Origin of the sequence: Flavobacterium phycosphaerae (assembly GCF_010119235.1) — a bacterium.
Taxonomy (GTDB): domain Bacteria; phylum Bacteroidota; class Bacteroidia; order Flavobacteriales; family Flavobacteriaceae; genus Flavobacterium; species Flavobacterium phycosphaerae.
The window spans coordinates 2,045,846-2,067,600 of sequence record NZ_JAAATZ010000001.1 but is presented as its reverse complement, the minus strand read 5'-3'; the positions used below and the strand labels follow the sequence as shown (position 1 = coordinate 2,067,600).

The following is a 21,755-nucleotide window of genomic DNA, read 5'->3' as shown; positions in this document are numbered from 1 at the left end:
AATTATAGAGCCATAGCAATTAGAAACAACAGAGGTTACCAACCTAGAGAAGAGAAAAAAGCCGCACACCGAATTAATGAATTAATTCGTGGCGTATCAGAAGTCCGTTTAGTAGGCGAAAACATTGAGCCTGGTGTATTCAAATTTACCGAAGCACTTCGATTAGCCGAGCAGTTTGAAGTGGATTTGGTTGAGATTTCTCCTAACGCAGATCCTCCGGTTTGTAAGTTAATGGATTATGGGAAATTCATTTATCAGCAAAAAAAGCGTGACAAAGAGTTAAAAGCAAAATCAACTCAAATCACCGTGAAAGAGATTCGTTTCGGACCTCAGACAGACGAGCATGATTATGAATTCAAAAGAAAAAATGCTGAGAAGTTCTTAAAAGAAGGCTCTAAATTAAAAGCCTTTGTGTTTTTTAAAGGACGTTCTATCATTTATAAAGAACAAGGACAAATCCTATTGTTGCGTTTGGCACAGGATTTAGAAGAATACGGAAAGGTTGAAGCCATGCCGGTATTGGAAGGAAAGCGAATGATCATGTTCATTGCTCCTAAGAAAAAAGGGAAGTAATCACCAAAAGATTGCTTCACCAATATAGAAAAGTAAGTAAGTTAAATTAAATAAATCTAGGAAAAAATGCCTAAAATGAAAACAAAATCCAGTGCTAAGAAGCGATTCAAAGTAACTGGCTCTGGAAAAATCAAGAGAAAACACGCTTTTAAAAGTCACATCCTGACTAAAAAATCTAAAAAGCGTAAATTGGCTTTAACTCACGCTGGGTTGGTTCACAAAACAGACGAGAAAAGCATCAAACAACAATTAAGAATTATCTAATAACTGTAAGCTAACAGCTAACAGCCTTTAGAATTCTTTAGGTTACAAATTATTTAATAACCTTGGAGTATGGCTCAATAAGTTCCCTTGATTCAATTCGGGACGCCTGCTACAAAAACACAAGAAAATTATGCCAAGATCAGTAAATTCAGTTGCTAAAAGAGCAAGAAGAAAAAAGATAATGAAGCAAGCCAAAGGTTTCTTTGGTCGTCGTAAAAACGTTTGGACAGTTGCGAAAAATGCGGTTGAGAAAGCTATGTGCTACGCTTACCGTGACAGAAAAGTTAACAAGAGAAATTTCCGTTCATTATGGATTCAACGTATCAACGCTGGAGCTCGTTTAGAAGGAATGTCTTATTCACAATTCATGGGGAAAGTAAAAGCTAACGGTATCGAATTGAACCGTAAAGTACTTGCTGATTTAGCAATGAATCACCCGGAAGCTTTCAAAGCTGTACTTAAAAAAGTAAAATAAACGTTTGTACAACCTTGATTTAACTTACTTATATATAAAAAATCCCAGTCGCAAGATTGGGATTTTTTTATTTGTATAAAAGTGTATTAGTTAAAAACTTCTTCGTTTGTTCCATCAAAGCTGGCAAACACCATGCTCGGATGCGAATCTTGGTGGAATAGATTTCCTTTGTGGTCAATGGCAATAGCGCCGGCAAAACCATTAAAAGGTTTGAGTTCATTAAAGGTTTTTTCAAAAGCTTGTGCCAAAGTAAAACCATCCGTAACTCGGGTCACAATCTTAGCGGCTACTGCCCCACTGACGATATCTTCGCCCACACCGGTTAAACTTACACCGCAAAAAGCATTGGCATAATTTCCGGCTACTGTGGCTGAATCTGATATCCGTCCCGGAATCTCAAACCCTTTTCCACCCGTTGAAGTTGCCACCGCAATCTTACCGTCAGCGTCTAAAGCTACACAACCCACCGTTCCGGTTCCAGTCGATACCAATTTAGCTTCATATTCGGCTCTTCGTTGTGGAATTTCGGTAGAGAATTTTTCAAAACCGTGTTGACGAGCAAAGTTAGTTGCTCCGCTTCCGCCCAATACTTTATCATCATACTCCAATAAAACTTGAGCTACTTGCACCGGATTTTTGACTTCTTCAATATTAATCACACCGCTCATTTTCATCGTAGAACCATCCATCAAAGAAGCACTCATTCTGATTTTGCCATCACTCTGGATTTGAGAACCAATCCCGGCATTGAACAAAGCATCATCTTCCAAAAGAGAAACTGCATAAACTACCGTTTCCAAAGCTGAATGGGTTTGTAAATAAGCATAAGAATCTTTGGCAATACGAAGTAACGCTTGCTGCTTTGCTACCTTAGTTTCATGATTGGTTGATGATTCCGAGAAAAAACCTCCGTGGATGATAATCTTCATTTCTTAAACGTATTGTGAAGACTTAATAGTCATTTTGAAAGTAGTCAAATCAAAAGTATCATACATACTAAGTACGTGAGTTACCAAATGATTAATAGAGATTGGTTGCCCCAACTCTACTTGTGTTAAGTTTGTATCTTTTATTTCTCTTCCATCAACCAGGATGACCAATCCGGAACCAATAGCTTCCATTTTGGTATTGTGGGTAATCAACAAACCGGTATCTTCTCCCAGTCCAATCCCCAATACTTTTGGGTTTCCGACTACGGATTGAAACAAACGTCCGATTCTGCCTCGCTGTACAAAATGCGTATCGATAATTACACCGTCAATTAATCCTAATCCGGAAGTGATTTTTACTTCGCCTTTCAACAATGCTTCGCTACTGCTTCCTTGGTAAATCATATTATTGGAAGCCGCTGCTGCCCCTGCCGAAGTCCCAGCGTAGATGAATTCTTCATTGTGATACTTGTCCAACAATATGTCATGAAACGGAGTTCCTCCAAGAATAGAAGTCAATCTTAATTGATCGCCGCCAGTGAACATTACTACATCGGCAGCTTTTAATCTTGCCAAAATTTCGGGTTCCGAAGCTTGCTCTCGTCTTTCAATATTGAGCACATCTACATTGTCAGCACCCAAGTAATGTAGGGCTTTCACGTATTCAGGACCAATCTCTCTCGGGATTTTAGAAGCCGTTGTAATAACTTCAATTCGGGAATCTGTTTTGTGTTTAGATTCCTGTATAATTCTTTTTAAAATTCCGGCTTCAAAAAAGTTCAGATTCTTAGCCGCATTTTTATCTAAATCGGTTTCAGTGAAACTACCTTTATCAACAGCGCCACCTATTATTATTAATTTTCCACGTATATTCATGTGGGTAAAAATAACAAAAACATACTATCTACAAACCTTTTTTAACTCTTTTTGAAACCAATTTATCAACGGACTTATCAAGAAACAGTATTCTCAAATTATGTTATATTTGCCAAATGGAAGTCAATCAAACCCGTATCAATAAATTTCTTTCCGAAAGTGGCTTTTGCTCGCGCCGCGAAGCCGATAAATTATTGGAAGAAGGCCGCATTACCATTAACGGAAAAGTTCCTGAGCTAGGCACTAAAGTTTCTTCTGACGATGAAATACGTGTAGACGGAAAATTGATTCGCGAAAAAACAGAAAAACCGGTTTATTTGGCGTTCAACAAACCCGTTGGCATTGAATGTACCACGAATCAAAATGTACGCGATAACATTGTAGATTACATCAACTATCCTAAACGAATTTTCCCGATTGGCCGCTTGGACAAAGCCAGTGAAGGTTTGATTTTTATGACCAATGACGGCGATATTGTCAACAAGATTCTGAGAGCCCGAAACAACCATGAGAAAGAATATGTAGTAACCGTTAACCGTCCTATTACGGATAGATTTATTGAAAGAATGAGCAACGGCATTCCGATTTTAGATACCGTTACCCGGAAATGCAAAGTAGAACAAATCAGTAAATATGTATTCCGAATCGTATTAACACAAGGACTTAACCGTCAAATTCGTAGAATGTGTGAATATTTAGATTATGAAGTAACGGCTTTGAAGAGAATACGCATCATCAATATTTCGTTGGATGTTCACGTGGGGCGTTACCGTGATTTAACCGATGAAGAAATCAAACAATTGAACAAACTCATAGAACCATCAAGCAAAACAGAGGAAGCCAGTTTACCCAAAGCGAAAATAATTCCTCGAAACAACAAAAGAAACTAAATGCTAAAAACAATTCTCTACATAGCTGTCGGCGGAGCCATTGGGAGTGTACTACGGTTTTTGACTACCCTTTTGGTTTCTAAATTTTGGTCGAATAATTTTCCGTTAGCTACCTTTATTGCTAATGTTGCAGGCTGCTTTCTGATTGGAATTTTCATAGGCTTTTTAGCCAAAAACCAAGTAACCGACAGCAATTTAAAATGGTTTTTAGTCACCGGATTTTGCGGCGGTTTTACCACGTTTTCAACTTTTAGTGTTGAGAATTATAATTTGTTTCAAAATAACAACTCGCTTTTGGCTTTCGGATATATAGGTATGAGTATAATTCTCGGACTTTTTGCTGTTTGGCTGGGACTTTTTATTTCCAAATAATCGTCCATATCTGAAAAAAATGTAACTTCGCAACCAATGAAAAAGGAAGACATTTTGGCCATTCAGCAATTACTGGCCACACCAAAAAAAATTGCCATAATTCCGCACCGAAGTCCCGATGGTGATGCTATGGGTTCGACTTTGGCGCTCTATCATTTTCTCTTAAAAATAAACCAACAACCGGTAGTTATAGCTCCGAATGATTTTCCCAATTTCCTGGCTTGGCTGCCGAGTTCGGAAAAGGTTTTGATTTATGAAAATGACAAGGAAAACTGTACTGCTGTATTGAAGGAATCGGAATTAGTTTTTTTGTTGGATTTTAATGCATTGCACCGAACCGGAGAAATGGAACATGTATTGAACAAACTTTCGGCCCCAATGATAATGATTGATCATCATCAAAAACCGGATGGTTTTGCAACCTATACTTATTCAGACACCGCTTTTGGTTCCACTTGCGAGATGTTGTATAATTTCATTTCCTTTTTAGATAAAAAAGACTTGATTGACACAACCATTGCCAGTTGTATTTATACCGGAATTGTAACCGATTCAGGTTCGTTCCGTTTTCCGTCAACCACCGGCACCACACATCGCATTGTGGCTGATTTGATTGACACCGGAATTAACAATAGTGAAATTCATAACCTGCTTTTTGATAACAACTCCTATAATCGTTTGCAGTTAATGGGAAGGGCTTTGCAAAACATGAAAGCTTTTCCCGAATATAAAACGTCTTACATAACGCTTTCGCAAAAAGAATTGGATGAGTTTCATTATGAAAAAGGCGATACTGAGGGTGTCGTAAATTATGGCTTAACCATAAAAGGCATTCATTTTGCGGCCATTTTTATTGAACACCGAGATGAAAATATCATTAAAATATCATTCCGCTCTCAAGGTAATTTTGATGTAAATCAATTTGCCCGAGATCACTTTAACGGTGGCGGACATATCAATGCAGCCGGTGGAAAATCATATGAAAGCATGAAAGAGACCATTAAAAAATTTGAAAATTTAATTTCAAAAATAACCATTTAAGAAATGAAAAACTGTCCCAAAAGTATCTTGTTGCTATTGGTTTTTGTAACGCTCCTAAGTTGCAAACAACAACAAGCTCGAATGCCGATTTCGCGTTCGTCAGGTACGTTTATGAAAGAATCCGTAGAACGCAACAAAAAACTGATTGCCGGTGAAGAAGGTAAAATTGATTCTATCATTAAAAGCAATCCGAAAATACAATACATCGCTTCCAAAAAAGGCTATTGGTATCACTATGAAATCAAAAACGAGAACGATACTTTACGCCCAAAGAAAGGCGATATTGCTCATTTTGATTATGAAATCAAAGACTTAAAAGGCAATGTGGTATACTCGGAAGTAGAATTGAGACCACAAACGTATAAAGTTGACAAGCAAAACATCATGATGGGATTACGCGATGGTATTAAATTGATGCGTAAAAACGAGAGAGTTACATTTCTGTTTCCATCCCACATGGCTTACGGTTATCATGGCGATAACAAGCGAATTGGCTCTAACCAGCCATTAATTTGCACGGTAACTTTGAATGATTTTAAAGCCGAAGAAAAAGTAAAAACTGAGAATTAATTAAAAAAATGAATAAAAAGATTGGGCTTTTCTTAGCCATTATTGCATTAACCCTTAGTTCTTGTAAAGACGAATACAAAAACCTGAAAGACGGTTTATACGCCGAGATTGAAACATCAAAAGGAACTATTCTTTTGCAACTCGAATACCAAAAAGCACCTATTACTGTTGCTAATTTCGTGTCTTTGGCCGAAGGTAAAAACCCTTTTGTAAGTAAAGATTTAAAAGGAAAACCGTTTTATGACGGCTTGCAATTCCACCGTGTCATTCCTGATTTCATGATACAAACCGGTGACCCGCTAGGCAATGGATCAGGCGATGCTGGTTACAAATTCAGAGATGAAATCACCGACTTGAAACACGACAAACCCGGAATTTTATCTATGGCCAATTCGGGACCCAATTCCAACAGCAGTCAATTTTTTATTACCCATGTTGAAACTCCGTGGCTTGACGGTAGGCATGCTATCTTCGGACACGTTGTAGAGGGAATGGATGTGGTTAATGCCATTACACAAGGAGATGTAATGAACACAGTGACCATAATCCGAAAAGGAGAAGACGTTAAAAAGTTTGATGCAGTAAAGGTTTTCAATGATTATTTTAAAGCTGAATTGGAAAATCAAAAAAAACAAGCTGCACTTGATGCTGAGAGCAAAAGACTTTACGATGAAAAGTACAAAGGTGTTAAAGCTAAAAAAGTAGCTTATTTTGAGGCCTTGAAAAAATCAGCTGTCAAATCATCGACGGGTTTATGCTATAAAATAACACAAAAAACTAATGGTGAAAAACCTAAAGACGGAACAACACTTTTGATTAAATATTCCGGTTTTTTAGAAGACGGAACACTTTTTGATACGAGCAATCCCGAAGTAGCCAAGCAATTTGGAAAGTATGATGAACAAAGAGCTATGCAAAATGGGTATTCTGCTTTGCCTTTTCAAGTGGGAGGTCACAATCAAATCATTCCTGGCTTTGTAGAAGCTATGGGGAAAATGAAAATTGGCGATAAAGCTATCATTTATATACCCTCAAATTTAGGGTATGGTGAACAAGGAGCCGGAAATGTAATTCCACCCAATGCCAATCTGGTTTTTGAAATAGAAGTAACAGTAAAATAATTAATAGAATTTAAAATTTAATACATCATGAAAATAAAATGCAACATCTTGCTTTTGATTTGCTTGGGAATGTTAAGTGCCACTGCACAAACCACCAAAAAACCAACAAAAGCAACTAAATCAATCCAAGCAGTACCTACCAAAAAACCGGTAGCTACTCCTGCTGATCAAGGAATTTTTGCTGAAATCGAAACCGACAAAGGAAAAATTCTACTTCAGTTAGAATACAAAAAAACACCTATTACGGTAGCTAACTTCGTTTCGTTAGCACAAGGAACCAATGCTTCGGTAACAGACCCGAAATTGAAAGGAAAACCATTTTATGACGGATTAAAATTCCACCGAGTTATTGCTGATTTTATGATTCAAGGAGGTGACCCTCAAGGCAATGGTTCAGGAGGACCGGGTTATGCCTTTAAAGATGAGTTTACAGATGCTGCATTTGATAAAGCCGGAATTTTGGCCATGGCTAATTCAGGACCAAAAACAAACGGTTCACAGTTCTTTATCACACACAAAGACACCCCATGGTTGACCGGTAAACATACTATTTTCGGGCATGTACTTAAAGGACAAGATGTAGTAAATGCCATCAAACAAGATGATGTTATCAAGAAAATAACCATCACTAAAAAAGGTGCTGAAGCCAACAAATTTGACGCTGCTAAAATTTTTGCAGACTATATGGCCAGCAAAGCCACCGATGATCAAAAAGATCTTGCTGAACAGGCAGAAAGAAGAAAAAAAGAAGCCGAAATGCTAGCTGCAAAACAAGCAGAATACAAAGCACAATATGGCCCCGTAATTGCTGCTAAAGCTAAGTATTTAAATGAAATAAAAGCTACAGCAACAGAAACTCCTTCAGGTTTAAAGTATAAAATTACACAAGCCGGATCGGGTAAAAAACCAGCTGACGGATCAACGGTTTACATTCATTATGCAGGGTATCTGGAAGACGGAACTTTATTTGACAGCAGCTACGAAAACGTAAATAAAGAATGTGGTAAATTTGACGAAAACAGAGCTAAAGCAAATGGATATCAGCCTTTCCCATTTCAATATGGAAAAAAAGACGGTTTAATACCTGGTTTTATTGAGGGAATGAGTTTTATGAATTTAGGAGATAAAGCCCTCATCTTTATTCCATCAAAATTAGGCTACGGTGAAAGAGGTGCCGGAAATGTAATTCCACCAAATTCAAACATAATTTTTGAAGTTGAAATGTTAGAAACTATGCCAGCGGCTGTTCCGGTTCCAACAAAATAATTTAAATGATCTATTATACTAAAAAGCCCCGATAACTCGGGGCTTTTTTATTTATTCCTTTTTATGCATAAACAGATAATAAACCGGCACTCCTAAAGCCACAATCACCAAACCTAATCCGGTATTTCGAGTATCATAGACTAATAAAGTAACACAAATCAAACTAGTAATGATAATGTATAAAATCGGAACTACTGGATACCCAAAAGCTTTATAGGGTCTATCGGCATCAGGCTCTTTCTTGCGGAGGATAAACAAACCGCCTATCGTTAAAATATAAAACAATAAGGAAGCAAAAGTGGCATACGTTAATAAGTCGCCGTAACGACCCGTCAAACAAAGGAAACAAGCCCAAACACATTGCACCCACAATGCTCTCGACGGCACATCATAGTCATTTAATTCAGCCGCTTTTTTGAAGAACAATCCATCTTTTGCCATGGCATAAAATAATCGCCCACCTGACAAAATTAAACCGCTGTTACATCCAAAAGTAGAAACCATAATTAAACCTGCCATCATAAAAACACCCACATTTCCCATGATAGCACTAGCGGCTGCAGCTCCTACTCTATCTTCGCTGGCAAACATGATTCCGTTATGAATAACATCTCCGGTAGGTGTACCGTGTAATGGCAATACGGCTAAGTAAGCTATGTTGGCTAAAATATAAATGATGGTTACTATCAAAGTACCTAAAAACAAACTTCTTGGAATATTCTTTTTAGGGTCTTTAATTTCTCCGGCAATAAAAGTCACATTATTCCAAGCATCACTCGAAAACAAGGAATTGATAATTGTAGCTCCCATGGCTCCCATCAAGGCAACTCCTGATAATTTGGTGATGGTTAAGGTGCCGTCTTCTTCTAAAACGGTTTTGCTGGCGTCCCACATATTAGTGAAATTTTGAGCAAAAGTATCCGTATGAAAACCAATGTAAATCCCCAAAGTAATCAAGGCAAACAGCGCTATTAACTTTGCTGAAGTAAAAACCAACTGAATAATTTTACCGCTTTTAATCCCTTTGGTATTAATAAAAGTAAGCAAGGCAATGACAAACATCGCCAAAACCTGCTTGTTGGTAAAAGCAAAACTCTCCCCCAAAGTCAGTATCTTATTTTCTAAAACCGGGAAAAATACCGCAGTATAATTGGAAAAAGCTACCGCAACAGCCGCTATGGTCCCGGTTTGAATCACGGTAAAAACGGTCCAACCGTATAAAAACGAAATCAATTTTCCATATGCCCGTTGTATGTAGACGTATTGTCCTCCGGCGTTGGGCATCATTCCGGCTAATTCACCGTAGCTTAAGGCGGCCGACATAGTCAATAAACCGGTTACCAGCCAAATGAGCAATATCCAGGCGGCAGAACCAACATCCCTTGCCATAGCAGCTGTTACTAAAAAGATTCCGGAACCTATCATAGAACCGGCTACTAAACTTGTGGCATCAATAAGACCCAGAGAACGTTTTAATTCGTGCTTTACTTCAGACATATTTTTAAATCTATAATCTCAAATATACATTTTTTTAACAAAACGCTTTCACCCATATGACATTTATCAGTTTTTAAACCCCGAAGGTTTCCAATCTTTGTAAATTATAAAAACTATATCAATACTATGGATACTAAAAATCCCATTCATACTTTTCACATTCCCGTTATGGGATTAGCATATACTATTGACAGTCCAATCAGAGTGGCTCATTACGGAATATCATCCGTAGTTTCAATCATTGATGATGATATCATTGAAAAGATGCATCTTTTTTACAGTAAAAAATTCCATTTTTCGTATGAAGGCATTTCGACAAAAATCCATGATTATCGTGCCAAAAGAATCACGGCCTATCTCGATATGATTGATGATGTAGTCAAACAAAAATTTGATGCTTTCAAACAGGAATTAGCAGAAAGCAAAGAAGCTTTAGAGAATTATTTAGCGATGCTTCCTAACAAATCGGAAATGAAACAAAGTTTGCAAAACTTTTTAAACGATGGAAAAGCTGCCAAAGAAACTATTAAAAATTATCTTGAAACCCATCTGAGTCCGGGAAATATTGATGTGAATATAATGACTAAAGTTGATAAAGATAATTTTATCAAAAACGAACAACTGCCTGTTATTTTTAACGATGCTCATGCTTCACTACGCGGATTCGCCAATAGCAAACTTACTTCTTCAGTAGTACTTTCGGCCGGTATGAATCCAAGGCTATATAGTTATTTTGAAAGTTTTACAGATTTCTATCCCGACGCCAATGGTGAATTAAAAAAGAAAATAATTTTGAAGGTAAGTGATTTTCGTTCCGCTATGATTCAAGGGAATTTCTTGGCCAAAAAAGGACTTTGGGTTTCAGAATACCGCATCGAATCGGGCTTAAACTGCGGAGGTCACTCCTTTGCTACGGATGGCTTTTTGTTAGGACCAATCATGGAAGAATTCAAACAAAAGAAAGATCAACTGATTCAATCAGCTCATGAATTAATGATTAAAGCTTTGGCTCAAAAAGAAATGCCGGCACCGGAAAAACCATTGTCCCTAAAAATTACGGTTCAAGGTGGAGTTGGTACAGCGGAAGAACATGATTTTCTATTAGAATATTACGATGTTGATTCTGTTGGCTGGGGCTCTCCTTTTTTGTTGGTTCCGGAAGCCACTGCTGTAGATGATGCAACCCGTGCATTGCTGGCTAAATCAGAAGAAAAAGATTTTTACACCAGTCAGATTTCGCCTTTAGGGGTTCCTTTTAATACTGTTAAAGGCACCACAAACGAAGCTTTAAAATTGAATCGGATTGCTAACGATAAATCAGGAAGTTCTTGTCCAAAGAAATTATTAGCCTTGAGCAAAGAGTTTTCCGAACAAGGAACTTGCACCGCTTCAAGAAAATATCAGGATATCAAATTGGAAGAATTGAGCGCTCAAAAAAATCAATTGTCTGAGGTAGAATTTGATAAAAGGAAAACAAAAATAACCGAAAAAGCATGTCTTTGTGTTGGCTTGGTTAATGCCGCCTACATGGAAAACGGAATTAAGGTAAAAGGCGAAGAACAAGGGGTTGTGATTTGTCCCGGACCCAATTTGGCCTACTTTGACAAAGTGGTTGCTTTGGCAGACATGGTAAAACACATATACGGAAACGCATCTGTTTTGGGCAAAATCAATCGTCCTAATGTTTTCATAAACGAATTGAAAATGTATGTGGATTATTTGAAAAAAGAAATCACTGAAGTTACTAATGAAAGTACTACATCACAGCTCAAAAAACTGCAAGCGTTTAAGAACAATTTGTTAGACGGAATTGAATATTACGAAAAACTGTTTACCGAAACTTCGTTCTTCAAAAAGAATTCTGCTGTCATAGAAGACCAATTAAACAGCTATAAAAATACCGTGGTTTCCATTGAAATACCACAATTAGAAATTGCTTAAACCAAAAGCGACCTGAGTCAGTTCAGGTCGCTTATTTATAATTTCTTCGCTTCTTCCCAAAAGACATCCATCTCGGCCAAAGTCATATCCATCAAAGGCTTGCCAAGTTCTCCGGCTTTACTTTCGAGGTACATAAAGCGTTTCATGAATTTTTTATTGGTACGTTCCAAAGCATCTTCCGGATTTACTTTAAGGAATCTGGCATAGTTAATCATGGAGAATAAGACATCGCCAAATTCGGCTTCAATTTTATCCTGATTGCCGGCTGTTACTTCTTCTTGCAATTCCTGTAATTCTTCCTGCACTTTGTCCCAAACCTGGTGTGGTTCTTCCCAATCAAAGCCGACTCCTTTTACTTTATCTTGTATTCGGCTGGCTTTTACCAGAGCCGGTAAACTTTTCGGAACACCTTCTAATACAGACTTTTTGCCTTCTTTGAGTTTGAGTTTTTCCCAATTTTGCTTCACTTCCTCTTCGTCAGCAACCACAACATCGCCATAAATATGAGGGTGACGGTCGATTAATTTATCACAGATACTATTAGCTACATCGGCTATATCGAAATCATTGGTTTCACTTCCTATTTTGGCATAAAAAACAATATGCAACAACAAATCTCCCAGTTCTTTTTTTATTTCAGACAAATCGTTATCCAAAATAGCATCTCCCAATTCATACGTTTCTTCAATAGTTAAGTGGCGTAAACTTTCGAGCGTTTGTTTTTTGTCCCACGGACATTTCTCACGCAAGTCGTCCATGATATCGAGTAAACGATTGAAAGCATCCAGTTGTTGTTGACGTGTGTTCATAGCTTATGATTTGTGTAAAAATAAAAAATCCTATCACCGAAAATCAGCAATAGGATGTGTTTTTATTAGAAAGTAATTAACTATTTCTTTGTTTTTGGTTTGGCAGGAGCCTTTTCCGCTTTCTCTGCTTTGGGTGCTTTTTCGGCTTTTTTTACTTCTTTTACAACCTCTTCTTTTACCGCTTCAGCATTTTCAACTTTAGGCTCTTCTTTAGAAACTAATCCTTTAGACTGAAGAATATTATACCAATTCAATACTTTTTTAATATCGGAAACATATACACGGTCTTCATCATAATCGGGCAAAATTTCTTTGAAGTAAGCAACCAATTTAGCGTTATCCTCTTTATTGGAAATTGTTGGCCCTTCATTTTCTTTGATAGCAATAGCGCGCATAATTTCAACCAATGGTTTTTCTTCGCTATAAGTGTACATTGAAATTTCGGAAAGCAAACTCACATTACTTCTCATGCCTACAGTAATTTTCTTTCCATCAAGTAACGATTCGGCCAGAAAACCGGAGCGTGTTTGTAATTTCAATTCGAATAAACCCGGTTTTCCGGCAATAGCTAAAATTTTTTCTACGTTCATTTTTTAATTTAGTTTAGGGCAATAGTATTAATTCAAATTCTGGATGACAAATTAAAGTAAAAAAAGGTTTGGATTTTGGAATTTATACTTTTTTTATGCTTAAGATTATCTTCCTTTTTTATTGGCAAATTTCATTTTATAATCCGGACGCGCTTTGCCTTCCATGATGTTTTGTAATTTTTTCTTAATCAATGTTTTTTTCAACATCGAAATTTTATCGGTAAACAAAATACCTTCAATGTGATCGTATTCATGCTGAATCACTCGGGCAATCAAACCGTCAAACACTTCTGTTTTTTTATTAAAATCTTCATCAAAATATTCGATAGTGATTCTTTCATTTCGGTAAACATCTTCACGAACATCCGGAATGCTTAAACAACCTTCGTTAAAGCCCCATTCTTCACCTTCTTCTTTCAATATTTTGGCATTAATAAACGTTTTTTTAAACCCTTTCAATAGTTCTTGTTCTTCAGGACTTAAATCATCGCTGTCGCTAAACGGTTCCGTATCGATAACAAACAATCTGATTGCTAAGCCTACCTGAGGAGCGGCCAACCCAACTCCATAGGCATTGTACATGGTATCATACATATTGGCAATAACTTCTTTCAGATTAGGATATTCGGACGAAATCTCTTCACCTACTTTTCGCAGCACAGGCTCACCATATCCGTATATAGGAATAATCATTTTGCTTTTTTTTGGCAAAAATAAGGAAATTAAATCATTTTTCGTGTCAGATAATCTTGAAGTAAGATGGTAGCGGCAATTTCGTCAACCAAGCCTTTGTTTTGGCGTTGTTTCTTTGAAAGTCCACTATCAATCATCGTTTGAAAAGCCATTTTAGAAGTAAAGCGCTCATCAACCCTAACTACTTTCATTTCGGGAAATGCTGTGGTAAAGTCGGCCACAAATTTTTCAATTACCGGAGTACTTTCCGAAGGTTGCCCATTCATTTGCTTGGGTTCGCCAATCAAAACTTTGTTTACGTTTTCTTTGGAAAAATAATCTTTTAAAAAAGCAATCGCCGTGTCTGACGCTATGGTGGTTAAGCCCGAGGCAATGATTTGCAACTCATCGGTAACCGCAATTCCGGTTCGCTTCATTCCGTAATCAATAGCGAGTATTCTTGGCATTGTTAATTATTTTGCTGGTTCAAAGGTAGCTAAAACTTCCTTTTTACCTTTTTTAAGTTGAAGGATATTGTCATTAAGCGTGTAGCGATCTGCATTTTGCAACACTTTGGAAAAATGAGATTCTACTTCCATATCCAAACAAGCCATTTCGGTTGATACAACATTAACAAAAGCGATTCCGAAAGCGGAAGGCATCACATAATTTCCTGAAAAATTGTTGCAACCGGCGTAACCGGTAAATCTTCCATCTTTAGAATTTAATTTAATACCGTATATTTTTTTGCCTTTTTGCTTTATCGTTTTACCGTTAAGTTTCATGAGTTTCCAATGGGTTTCTGCCAAAGTCACTTTCCCCACTGCCGGATTTACTTTTTTGATTACGGTTTTGGCTTCCATTTTATTGTTCAGGTTGACTGTAGTTTGCATATCATCAGTGTTAACTGCATTTTCAATACCGGCTTTTTGTTTGGCCAAAATATAATCTGTAGCATGATTACCGGTGATTTTTTTGCCGGACATATCCAACTGCGTCAAAGTATTTTTAGCTACTTCATATTGATTAGGAGCATTCTCAACATTGTCAAACGTGACAATATTACCGGCTTTATTCCAAGAAAAAGTTCCTTTTTGTTCAAATATTTTATTGCCTTTGCCTATATAAGTGGTTCTGATGGTATACGTTGAATTTTCATTCAAACATACCGTCGTTTCAATGCCCTCACAATCGGCACAAGGCAAAATACCTTTGTAATTTCCTTCATAATTCAGCGTATTTTTAGCATCAACAACTTTGGCAACAACGGTTAAATCGTTTGGACTGCCTTTACTGTTGGTTTGCTTCTGACAGCTGGTAAAAAAAGCCACAAACAGTACAACTAAGAGCGAATATTTTTTCATAAACTATTGGTTTGACATTACATTTGAGGGCAGACAAACTTACTTATTCTGCTATGGAAAAAATAAAATTTAACATTATTTTTATACTATAAACCCACGAATAAATGCTTTGTTACTTTCTAAAAATGAAACTATCTTTGTGCACATTAGAAAACTGAACGCCGTTAAATTCAAAAATCATGGTTACACTACAAAACATTATAGAAACGGCTTGGGAAAACCGAGCTTTGTTGCAAGAAGAAATCACAACCAATGCCATTAGAGAAGTTATCGCCTTACTAGATGCCGGAACTTTACGCGTTGCAGAGCCTACAGCCAACGGTTGGCAGGTAAACGAATGGGTAAAGAAAGCCGTAGTAATGTATTTCCCAATCCAGAAAATGGAAACTTGGGAAGCCGGAATTTTTGAATACCACGACAAAATGCTATTGAAAACCGGTTATGCCGAAAAAGGAATCCGGGTGGTACCACCGGCAACAGCCCGTTATGGCGCATACATTTCTAAAGGTGTGATTTTGATGCCGAGTTATGTCAATATCGGTGCTTATGTAGATGAAGGAACCATGGTGGATACTTGGGCAACGGTAGGAAGTTGTGCCCAAATAGGGAAAGACGTGCATCTTTCGGGAGGCGTTGGAATTGGCGGTGTTTTAGAACCTTTACAAGCCGCTCCGGTTATTATTGAGGACGGTGCTTTTATCGGTTCACGTTGTATCGTGGTAGAAGGTGTTCGTGTAGAAAAAGAAGCTGTATTAGGAGCCAATGTATGTTTGACTGCTTCTACCAAAATCATAGATGTTACAGGAAGTGAGCCTATTGAATACAAAGGATTTGTTCCGGCTCGTTCGGTGGTGATTCCGGGAAGTTATACCAAATCATTTGCTGCCGGTGATTATCAGGTGCCATGTGCCTTAATCATTGGAACCCGAAAACCTTCCACCGATTTAAAAACTTCTTTAAACAATGCGTTGAGAGAATACGACGTAGCGGTTTAATTTCAATTGTAAAATCTGTCTATGCACAACCATCGTCTATTGCTGAAATTACTGGTTCGCCGAATATTTATTGTATTTGTCATTTATCAAATCAGTAGGGTTTTATTTCTGCTTTTTAACAGTGCTAATTTTACCAATTTAGACGTAAAGACGTTTCTAGGCGGTGCCTTGTTTGATTTGTCGGCTATTGGTTTTATCAATTTACTGTTCATTCTTTTACATTTATTTCCGGGGAATTTTAAATACCGAAACGGTTACCAAAAAGGCTTGAAAATTGGCTTTTTTGCTGTCAATCTTCTTTTTATCGCTACCAATTTTGTGGATTTAGAATACTACAAATTCACCGGAAGACGAAGTTCATTTGGACTCATTACCGCCAAAGGCATGGAACACGAAATCGGTGGTTTGATTATTTCCTTTCTTCAGGAGTTTTGGTACATCCTGGTTGGTTTTATTCTTTTAGCCATTTTACTTTGGCGAGTTTTATCAAAACCAAATTTTATTTTGCCCATTGAAAAACTAACGGTAAAAGTTATTTTTAAACAAATCGGAATACTGATTCTTTCCCTTGGCGTTGGTTTGTTAATGGCACGTGGCGGTTGGGGAGAAAAGCCTTTACGCATAGTTGATGCCATTAATTATTCATCGCTTGGCAATTCGGCTTTGGTATTGAACACGCCTTTCAGTATTATGAAAACAGCCGGTAAGAAAGAAACATTAGTTGATCCAAAATTTTACTCAGAAACTGAACTTAACCAAATTTTCAATCCGGTTTTTGTTTCCAATCCAACAGAAAATCCGATTAAGAAAAACGTCGTGATTTTTATTCTGGAAAGTTTCGGCGATGAGAATTTGCACAGAGGCTTCACACCTTTTGTTGACTCGCTGGCCACGCAATCCTATTATTTCAAAAATGGTTTTGCCAACGGAAAAGTCTCTATCGATGCTGTACCTTCTACTCTTTCGAGTATCCCGAGTTTGATGAATACTTCTATTATTTCCTCCGGATATTCCTTGAATAAAGTGTATGGCTTACCTAAAATCATGAAAAAACAAGGCTACAACACTTCGTTTTTCCACGGAGCTTTTAACGGCAGTCAGAACTTTGACCAATATTGCAAAGTAGCGGGATTTGACCATTATTTTGGCAAAAATGAATATGTAGGCCCTGAAGCTTTTGACGGCAGTTGGGGTATTTTTGACGAAGAATTCATGCAGTTTTTCAATAAAAAATTGACTAGTTTCAAACAACCTTTCTTCAGTACGTTATTCACTATTTCATCACACAATCCGTATAAAGTCCCGGATAAGTACAAAAACAAATTCATCAAAGGCAACCGAAAAATACAGGAAAGCATTGGTTATACTGACTATTCGTTACGACAGTTTTTCAAATCGGCTCAAAAAGAACCTTGGTACAATAATACCTTATTCGTTATCGTGGCCGACCATACTTGTTCCGAACCAACAGAAAAAAAATACAGCACCAATGTGGGGAAATTCAGAATTCCGATTTTGTTTTTTGACCCTTCCAACCCCAATTTAAAAGGAGTACAAGAGAAAAACTTTCAGCAGATTGATGTGTTGCCAAGTATTTTGGATTACCTGAAAATTAAAGACAAAGTTGTGACTTATGGTAAACCCTTCAGCTCTGATAAAAATTATGTGGTTTACTATTTAGACAATATCTACCATCTGATTCAAGATGATTATTATTTGGCGTTTGACGGACAAAAAGCGATTGGTTTATACAACTTCAAAACCGATGAACTGCTCAAAAACAATTTACTAGACAAAGATAAAAAGCGTGCTGCCGAAATGAGCAAGTTTATCAAAGCCTACATGCAATCCTTCAACGAAAGAATGATTTCGGATAAATTGACAACGCAATAATTACTTATTGGCTTTCTGAATTTTAATCAGTTTGGCATATTTCATATAAGAAAAGAAAGCTTGTATCATCGAAATACTCAAACCGTCTAAACCGTTTAGGATTCCGTTTTTGAAGAAATAGCAACGAACAAAAGCGACTGTTCCGTTGAGCACCGGTTTGAAGGCATTCACTCTTTTCCCTTGATCATACAACTGTTGGGCATGCCAACCGGAATATTGATTTTTCTTGGTAATAATCTGTTCCAAAGAATCCCAACCATAATGCAGAATGTGTACCGCTACTTTGGTTTCGTTTTGCGCGATGATTTTTTGATGCACTATTGATGGCGAAGGACCTGCCGTTTTTTTGTTGAAAAATCTAACTTTATGATCTGGATACCAACCGGCAAAATCAATCAATTTATCGGCTAAAAAATTCTTGATTCGGAAACTGAAAGCGTCATAATTGCCAACCAAATATTTTTCTTTCAGAATGAATTCTTCTGCATCGGCATCTAAAAACTCATCAGCATCCAAATTCAAAATCCAATCGTTTTTACAAAATGGCAAACCATGCGTACGCTGAGGACCATCGCCCAAAAAAGCTTGAGAGATAACCTTTGCTCCTTTTGCTGTAGCTATTTCAACCGTTTTATCTTTGCTTAAAGAATCCACGACAATCACTTCGTCACACACTTTGAATAGTGCATCGATGCATTTGCCGATATTTTTTTCTTCATTAAACGTGATAACCAAACCGCTGATTGCCATATTGAGTTGCTTTTGTTGGAAGCAAAAATATAACTTTTGCTACTAATTTCATCACAAGGCTGACGCATCTTTAAATACTTTGTATTTTAGCGCCATCAATAAAAGGATTGTCATTTATGAAACTATTGGTTATTCAACAAAAACGAATTGGCGATGTGCTGACCAGCACCATTTTATCCAACAACCTGAAGAAATTTTATCCTGAGGCTACCGTTGATTATATGTGCTATCCCAACTGTGTGGATGTGCTGAAAGAAAATCCGAATATTGACAATATTATTGTTTTGACCAATGAAGTGCGGAAATCGTACCCCAAATTAATGAAGTTCATTTTTCAAATCAGAAGCCAAAAATACAATGCCGTTATTGATGCTTACAGTAAACTGGAAACCAATTTGATCACTTTGTTTTCGGGAGCCAAATACAAAATCTCATACGATAAAGGCTATTCGAAAATCTTCTACAATTACAACATGAAGCGCATTCCGAACGGTACCAAATCCGAACTGGGACTGGCTATTGACAACCGTTTATTGTTGCTGAAACCTTTAATTAAAGAAACCATTACTGACTATAAACCAAAGATTTTTCTAACACCAACCGAAATTCAGGAAGCGAAAAATTTACTGGGTAAATTTGGTATTGAAGTGGGTAAAAAACCGTTATTGATGTTCGGGATTTTAGGTAGTGAATGGTACAAAACCTATCCTTTGGAAAACATGGCCAAGATCATTGATTTTGCTGTTGAAAAACTGGATGCTGATATTCTATTCAATTACATTCCGTCACAAACCGAAGAAGCACAGAAGGTGTATAATTATTGCACCGAAAAAACCAAAAAACACATTCACTTCGACTTGTATGCCAAAGGGTTGCGTCCGTTTTTAGGATTGTTATCTCAATGTGATATGTTGATTGGGAACGAAGGCGGTTCCGTGAATATGGCAAAAGCTTTGAATGTACCCACCTTCTCGCTATTCTCTCCATCAGTTGATAAAGAAACCTGGCAGATTTTTGAAAATGAAAAAGGCAATGTTTCCATTCATTTAAAAGATTTGAAACCCGAAATTTATGAACAACACGATGAGAAGTACATCAAGGAACACACCTTTAAGTATTTTGACGAATATCCGTTGGAATTAATTTTAGAAAAGTTGGAAGCGTATTTCAAAGACTTAGGTTTCCCGAAAAACTAAAGAGAAGAAATTCCGTTTTCAATTTGAATGACTTTGTGCTTGCGATTATAGCTTCGTATCGCATTGTTTTTCTCCCAAATTTCAGGACTTGAATACCCACGAGCGTGGTCTAAATGCAGACAAATAGCACTGTAGCGAATTTGTTTGGAAAACAATCCTAAGTTGAATAATCGTTCACCCAATTCCCTGTCTAATCCGCCGTACTTCATGTCATGATTGAAACCATTAACGGCCAGAATATCACTTTTAAATCCTGAGGAATTGTGCCCGTTCCAGGAACGTTTGGTGGGTGTTACCCAATTCATAAAATCGGCAAAGAGCTTGCTGTGCGTGAGTTTGGTAATTTTGAAATTCATCTTCAACCCTTGCTGCTTCAACCACGAAATATGGAAACAGTTTTGGGAAATAATATCCTCATCAGTAATAGCTTGAGAAATCGTCATCGGCAACTTAAAGTAACCACCCGAAAGGAAATACCCTTCTTCTTTAAATTTCAAATGCACTCCCACAAAATCTTTGCGCGGGATGCAATCGCCATCAGTAAACAGTAAATAATCGGAATTGGTTTTTAAAATGGCTTTATTGAGGATTTTGGATTTTTGAAACCCGTCATCTTCCTGCCACACATGAACTATCGGATGTTTGAATTTAGAAGAGAACGCATCCAGCACTTCTTTGGTCTTTGGTGTAGAACCGTCGTCGGCGATTACCAATTCAAAGTCGGTTTCAGTTTGAACGCTAAAGCCAACAAGGACTTTTCGCAACCAATCTTCGGCATTGTAAGTGGTAATGATAACGGAAACTTTCATCCAACGGTTTAAGAAGTGAAAAATACTATTTTTTCAGAAATTTTACTTCCAAAACTTTAAATTCTTTTTGATTCTTTTCTTGCGGTAGTAGCGGTATTGGAAATCAGCCGTCATTTTCCAGAGTGTCGTAAAGATTTTTTCTTCAGATTCACCTGAAACTTTAGCATATTCATTGCTCATCACGGCTACCATTTCTTTGTGTGGCGTCAAGCGGCATAGGTTTTTCATGCGCAATTCAAACGGCATTTCATGGTGGAATTCCATACGGTTTAAATCCACAAGAAAAAAGTCATATGCACCGCTTTCATTCTTTTTAATCAAGGTATTACCGGGTGAATGGTCTTTGAACTCGATTCCTTTTTGATGTAATAAATAAGAGAATCTAGTAAACTGACGCAGTATATTATCGCCATCCGGGTAATTCGGAATTTCAACCAATTCACGGTAAGTCAAATCGGCTACCAAATGCTCGCTGACGTAATAACTGTCTTTCAATCCAATCCAATCCATATGTTCTAAATAAGCTATGGGTTCAGGAGTTCCGATGCCGTTTTCAATTAATTTGTTGGCAAATTCAAAAGAGCGCCTCGCTTTGGATTTTCGGAAATAACGGTAAATGATTCGGTTGATGAGATGCGGAACTTTGAAGGATTTAACATTTAATGTTCTGCCGTTTAATTCGAACAGTTTTATCTTATTTCTTCTGCCGTCGATAAACATTTTTCCGGTGGTGGAAAAGTTTTGAAGTATCGAAATAACGTCGGATTGTGATAAATTACAGTTCGGATTTAGGCGGAATTCCATCAAATATTTTTTTACAAATTTAATTAGATAATTTTCAAAATAACTAATTAGATTTGCA

24 protein-coding genes are annotated in these 21,755 nt (G+C 37.2%); 13 read left to right on the top strand and 11 right to left on the bottom strand.

Annotation, left to right across the window (positions count from 1 at the left end; translation table 11 throughout):
* Nucleotides 1-18 precede the first annotated feature (18 nt).
* From infC to rplT, 3 genes are all read left to right on the top strand, one after another.
* Nucleotides 19-573: a translation initiation factor IF-3 gene (gene infC, locus GUU89_RS09080; RefSeq protein WP_162128658.1), complete on the top strand. Its 555-nt coding sequence runs from the start codon at nucleotides 19-21 to the stop codon at nucleotides 571-573.
* A 66-nt stretch (nucleotides 574-639) separates the two neighbouring features.
* Nucleotides 640-837, top strand: a complete 198-nt coding sequence (rpmI, locus tag GUU89_RS09075) for a 50S ribosomal protein L35 (RefSeq protein WP_162127610.1) — start codon at nucleotides 640-642, stop codon at nucleotides 835-837.
* Nucleotides 838-967: 130 nt separating this feature from the next.
* The gene (gene rplT / locus GUU89_RS09070; protein WP_162127609.1) at nucleotides 968-1,312 is read left to right on the top strand and encodes a 50S ribosomal protein L20; all 345 of its coding nucleotides are present in this window, start codon (nucleotides 968-970) and stop codon (nucleotides 1,310-1,312) included.
* A gap of 86 nt (nucleotides 1,313-1,398) precedes the next feature.
* Here rplT and GUU89_RS09065 read toward each other — a convergent pair whose 3' ends face one another.
* Both GUU89_RS09065 and GUU89_RS09060 read right to left on the bottom strand, forming a co-directional pair.
* Nucleotides 1,399-2,241, bottom strand: coding sequence for an isoaspartyl peptidase/L-asparaginase (locus GUU89_RS09065; RefSeq protein WP_162127608.1), 843 nt, complete (start codon nucleotides 2,239-2,241; stop codon nucleotides 1,399-1,401).
* A 3-nt stretch (nucleotides 2,242-2,244) separates the two neighbouring features.
* Nucleotides 2,245-3,117 (bottom strand): cyanophycinase, encoded by an 873-nt coding sequence (locus GUU89_RS09060; RefSeq protein WP_162127607.1) that lies wholly within the window; start codon nucleotides 3,115-3,117, stop codon nucleotides 2,245-2,247.
* 116 nt (nucleotides 3,118-3,233) lie between these two features.
* Between GUU89_RS09060 and rluF the strand changes: the two genes are divergently transcribed.
* From rluF to GUU89_RS09030, 6 genes are read left to right on the top strand one after another with little or no spacing between them, the layout of a single operon-like run.
* The gene (rluF, locus tag GUU89_RS09055) at nucleotides 3,234-4,007 is read left to right on the top strand and encodes a 23S rRNA pseudouridine(2604) synthase RluF (RefSeq protein WP_162127606.1); all 774 of its coding nucleotides are present in this window, start codon (nucleotides 3,234-3,236) and stop codon (nucleotides 4,005-4,007) included.
* Nucleotides 4,008-4,379 (top strand): fluoride efflux transporter CrcB, encoded by a 372-nt coding sequence (gene crcB, locus GUU89_RS09050; RefSeq protein WP_162127605.1) that lies wholly within the window; start codon nucleotides 4,008-4,010, stop codon nucleotides 4,377-4,379. It abuts the gene before it with no gap.
* A 36-nt stretch (nucleotides 4,380-4,415) separates the two neighbouring features.
* A complete protein-coding gene (locus GUU89_RS09045) occupies nucleotides 4,416-5,420 on the top strand; it encodes a DHH family phosphoesterase (protein WP_162127604.1) in 1,005 nt (334 codons plus the stop codon).
* A 3-nt stretch (nucleotides 5,421-5,423) separates the two neighbouring features.
* Nucleotides 5,424-5,990: a gliding motility-associated peptidyl-prolyl isomerase GldI gene (gene gldI, locus GUU89_RS09040; protein WP_162127603.1), complete on the top strand. Its 567-nt coding sequence runs from the start codon at nucleotides 5,424-5,426 to the stop codon at nucleotides 5,988-5,990.
* Nucleotides 5,991-5,998: 8 nt separating this feature from the next.
* Complete coding sequence (locus GUU89_RS09035; protein WP_162127602.1) at nucleotides 5,999-7,111, top strand: peptidylprolyl isomerase; 1,113 nt, start codon at nucleotides 5,999-6,001, stop codon at nucleotides 7,109-7,111.
* 33 nt (nucleotides 7,112-7,144) lie between these two features.
* Nucleotides 7,145-8,377, top strand: coding sequence for a peptidylprolyl isomerase (locus tag GUU89_RS09030; protein WP_394350921.1), 1,233 nt, complete (start codon nucleotides 7,145-7,147; stop codon nucleotides 8,375-8,377).
* A gap of 51 nt (nucleotides 8,378-8,428) precedes the next feature.
* Here the strand turns inward: GUU89_RS09030 and GUU89_RS09025 are convergent, their stop codons facing one another.
* Nucleotides 8,429-9,874: an APC family permease gene (locus tag GUU89_RS09025; RefSeq protein ID WP_162127600.1), complete on the bottom strand. Its 1,446-nt coding sequence runs from the start codon at nucleotides 9,872-9,874 to the stop codon at nucleotides 8,429-8,431.
* 126 nt (nucleotides 9,875-10,000) lie between these two features.
* Here GUU89_RS09025 and GUU89_RS09020 point away from each other — a divergent pair, with 126 nt between their 5' ends.
* Nucleotides 10,001-11,815 (top strand): hypothetical protein, encoded by a 1,815-nt coding sequence (locus GUU89_RS09020; protein WP_162127599.1) that lies wholly within the window; start codon nucleotides 10,001-10,003, stop codon nucleotides 11,813-11,815.
* A 35-nt stretch (nucleotides 11,816-11,850) separates the two neighbouring features.
* Here the strand turns inward: GUU89_RS09020 and mazG are convergent, their stop codons facing one another.
* The 5 genes from mazG to GUU89_RS08995 all read right to left on the bottom strand — a co-directional run bounded on the left by mazG (nucleotide 11,851) and on the right by GUU89_RS08995 (nucleotide 15,250).
* A complete protein-coding gene (mazG, locus tag GUU89_RS09015; RefSeq protein WP_162127598.1) occupies nucleotides 11,851-12,624 on the bottom strand; it encodes a nucleoside triphosphate pyrophosphohydrolase in 774 nt (257 codons plus the stop codon).
* Between the two features lie 80 nt (nucleotides 12,625-12,704).
* Nucleotides 12,705-13,214, bottom strand: coding sequence for a DUF5606 family protein (locus tag GUU89_RS09010; RefSeq protein WP_162127597.1), 510 nt, complete (start codon nucleotides 13,212-13,214; stop codon nucleotides 12,705-12,707).
* A 105-nt stretch (nucleotides 13,215-13,319) separates the two neighbouring features.
* Nucleotides 13,320-13,907, bottom strand: a complete 588-nt coding sequence (gene def / locus GUU89_RS09005) for a peptide deformylase (RefSeq protein WP_162127596.1) — start codon at nucleotides 13,905-13,907, stop codon at nucleotides 13,320-13,322.
* 29 nt (nucleotides 13,908-13,936) lie between these two features.
* Nucleotides 13,937-14,353: a Holliday junction resolvase RuvX gene (gene ruvX / locus GUU89_RS09000; RefSeq protein WP_162127595.1), complete on the bottom strand. Its 417-nt coding sequence runs from the start codon at nucleotides 14,351-14,353 to the stop codon at nucleotides 13,937-13,939.
* A gap of 6 nt (nucleotides 14,354-14,359) precedes the next feature.
* Nucleotides 14,360-15,250: a copper resistance protein NlpE N-terminal domain-containing protein gene (locus GUU89_RS08995; protein WP_162127594.1), complete on the bottom strand. Its 891-nt coding sequence runs from the start codon at nucleotides 15,248-15,250 to the stop codon at nucleotides 14,360-14,362.
* A gap of 179 nt (nucleotides 15,251-15,429) precedes the next feature.
* Here GUU89_RS08995 and GUU89_RS08990 point away from each other — a divergent pair, with 179 nt between their 5' ends.
* Both GUU89_RS08990 and GUU89_RS08985 read left to right on the top strand, forming a co-directional pair.
* On the top strand, nucleotides 15,430-16,245 hold the full coding sequence (locus GUU89_RS08990; RefSeq protein ID WP_162127593.1) for a 2,3,4,5-tetrahydropyridine-2,6-dicarboxylate N-succinyltransferase: 816 nt from the start codon (nucleotides 15,430-15,432) through the stop codon (nucleotides 16,243-16,245).
* 21 nt (nucleotides 16,246-16,266) lie between these two features.
* Nucleotides 16,267-18,138 carry an LTA synthase family protein gene (locus GUU89_RS08985; protein ID WP_162127592.1) on the top strand — a complete coding sequence of 624 codons (1,872 nt, stop codon included), beginning with the start codon at nucleotides 16,267-16,269 and terminating at the stop codon, nucleotides 18,136-18,138.
* On the opposite strand, the gene GUU89_RS08980 is transcribed toward GUU89_RS08985, so the two are convergent.
* Complete coding sequence (locus GUU89_RS08980) at nucleotides 18,139-18,888, bottom strand: glycosyltransferase family 2 protein (protein ID WP_162127591.1); 750 nt, start codon at nucleotides 18,886-18,888, stop codon at nucleotides 18,139-18,141.
* Between the two features lie 116 nt (nucleotides 18,889-19,004).
* On the opposite strand from GUU89_RS08980, the gene GUU89_RS08975 reads away from it, so the two are divergent.
* Nucleotides 19,005-20,084 (top strand): glycosyltransferase family 9 protein, encoded by a 1,080-nt coding sequence (locus GUU89_RS08975; RefSeq protein ID WP_162127590.1) that lies wholly within the window; start codon nucleotides 19,005-19,007, stop codon nucleotides 20,082-20,084.
* Here GUU89_RS08975 and GUU89_RS08970 read toward each other — a convergent pair.
* Entirely contained in the window at nucleotides 20,081-20,893 is an 813-nt protein-coding gene (locus GUU89_RS08970; RefSeq protein ID WP_162127589.1) for a glycosyltransferase family 2 protein, read from the bottom strand. The two genes, GUU89_RS08975 and GUU89_RS08970, sit on opposite strands and share 4 nt — an antisense overlap.
* A gap of 42 nt (nucleotides 20,894-20,935) precedes the next feature.
* Complete coding sequence (locus GUU89_RS08965; RefSeq protein WP_162127588.1) at nucleotides 20,936-21,697, bottom strand: Kdo domain containing protein; 762 nt, start codon at nucleotides 21,695-21,697, stop codon at nucleotides 20,936-20,938.
* Nucleotides 21,698-21,755 lie beyond the last annotated feature (58 nt).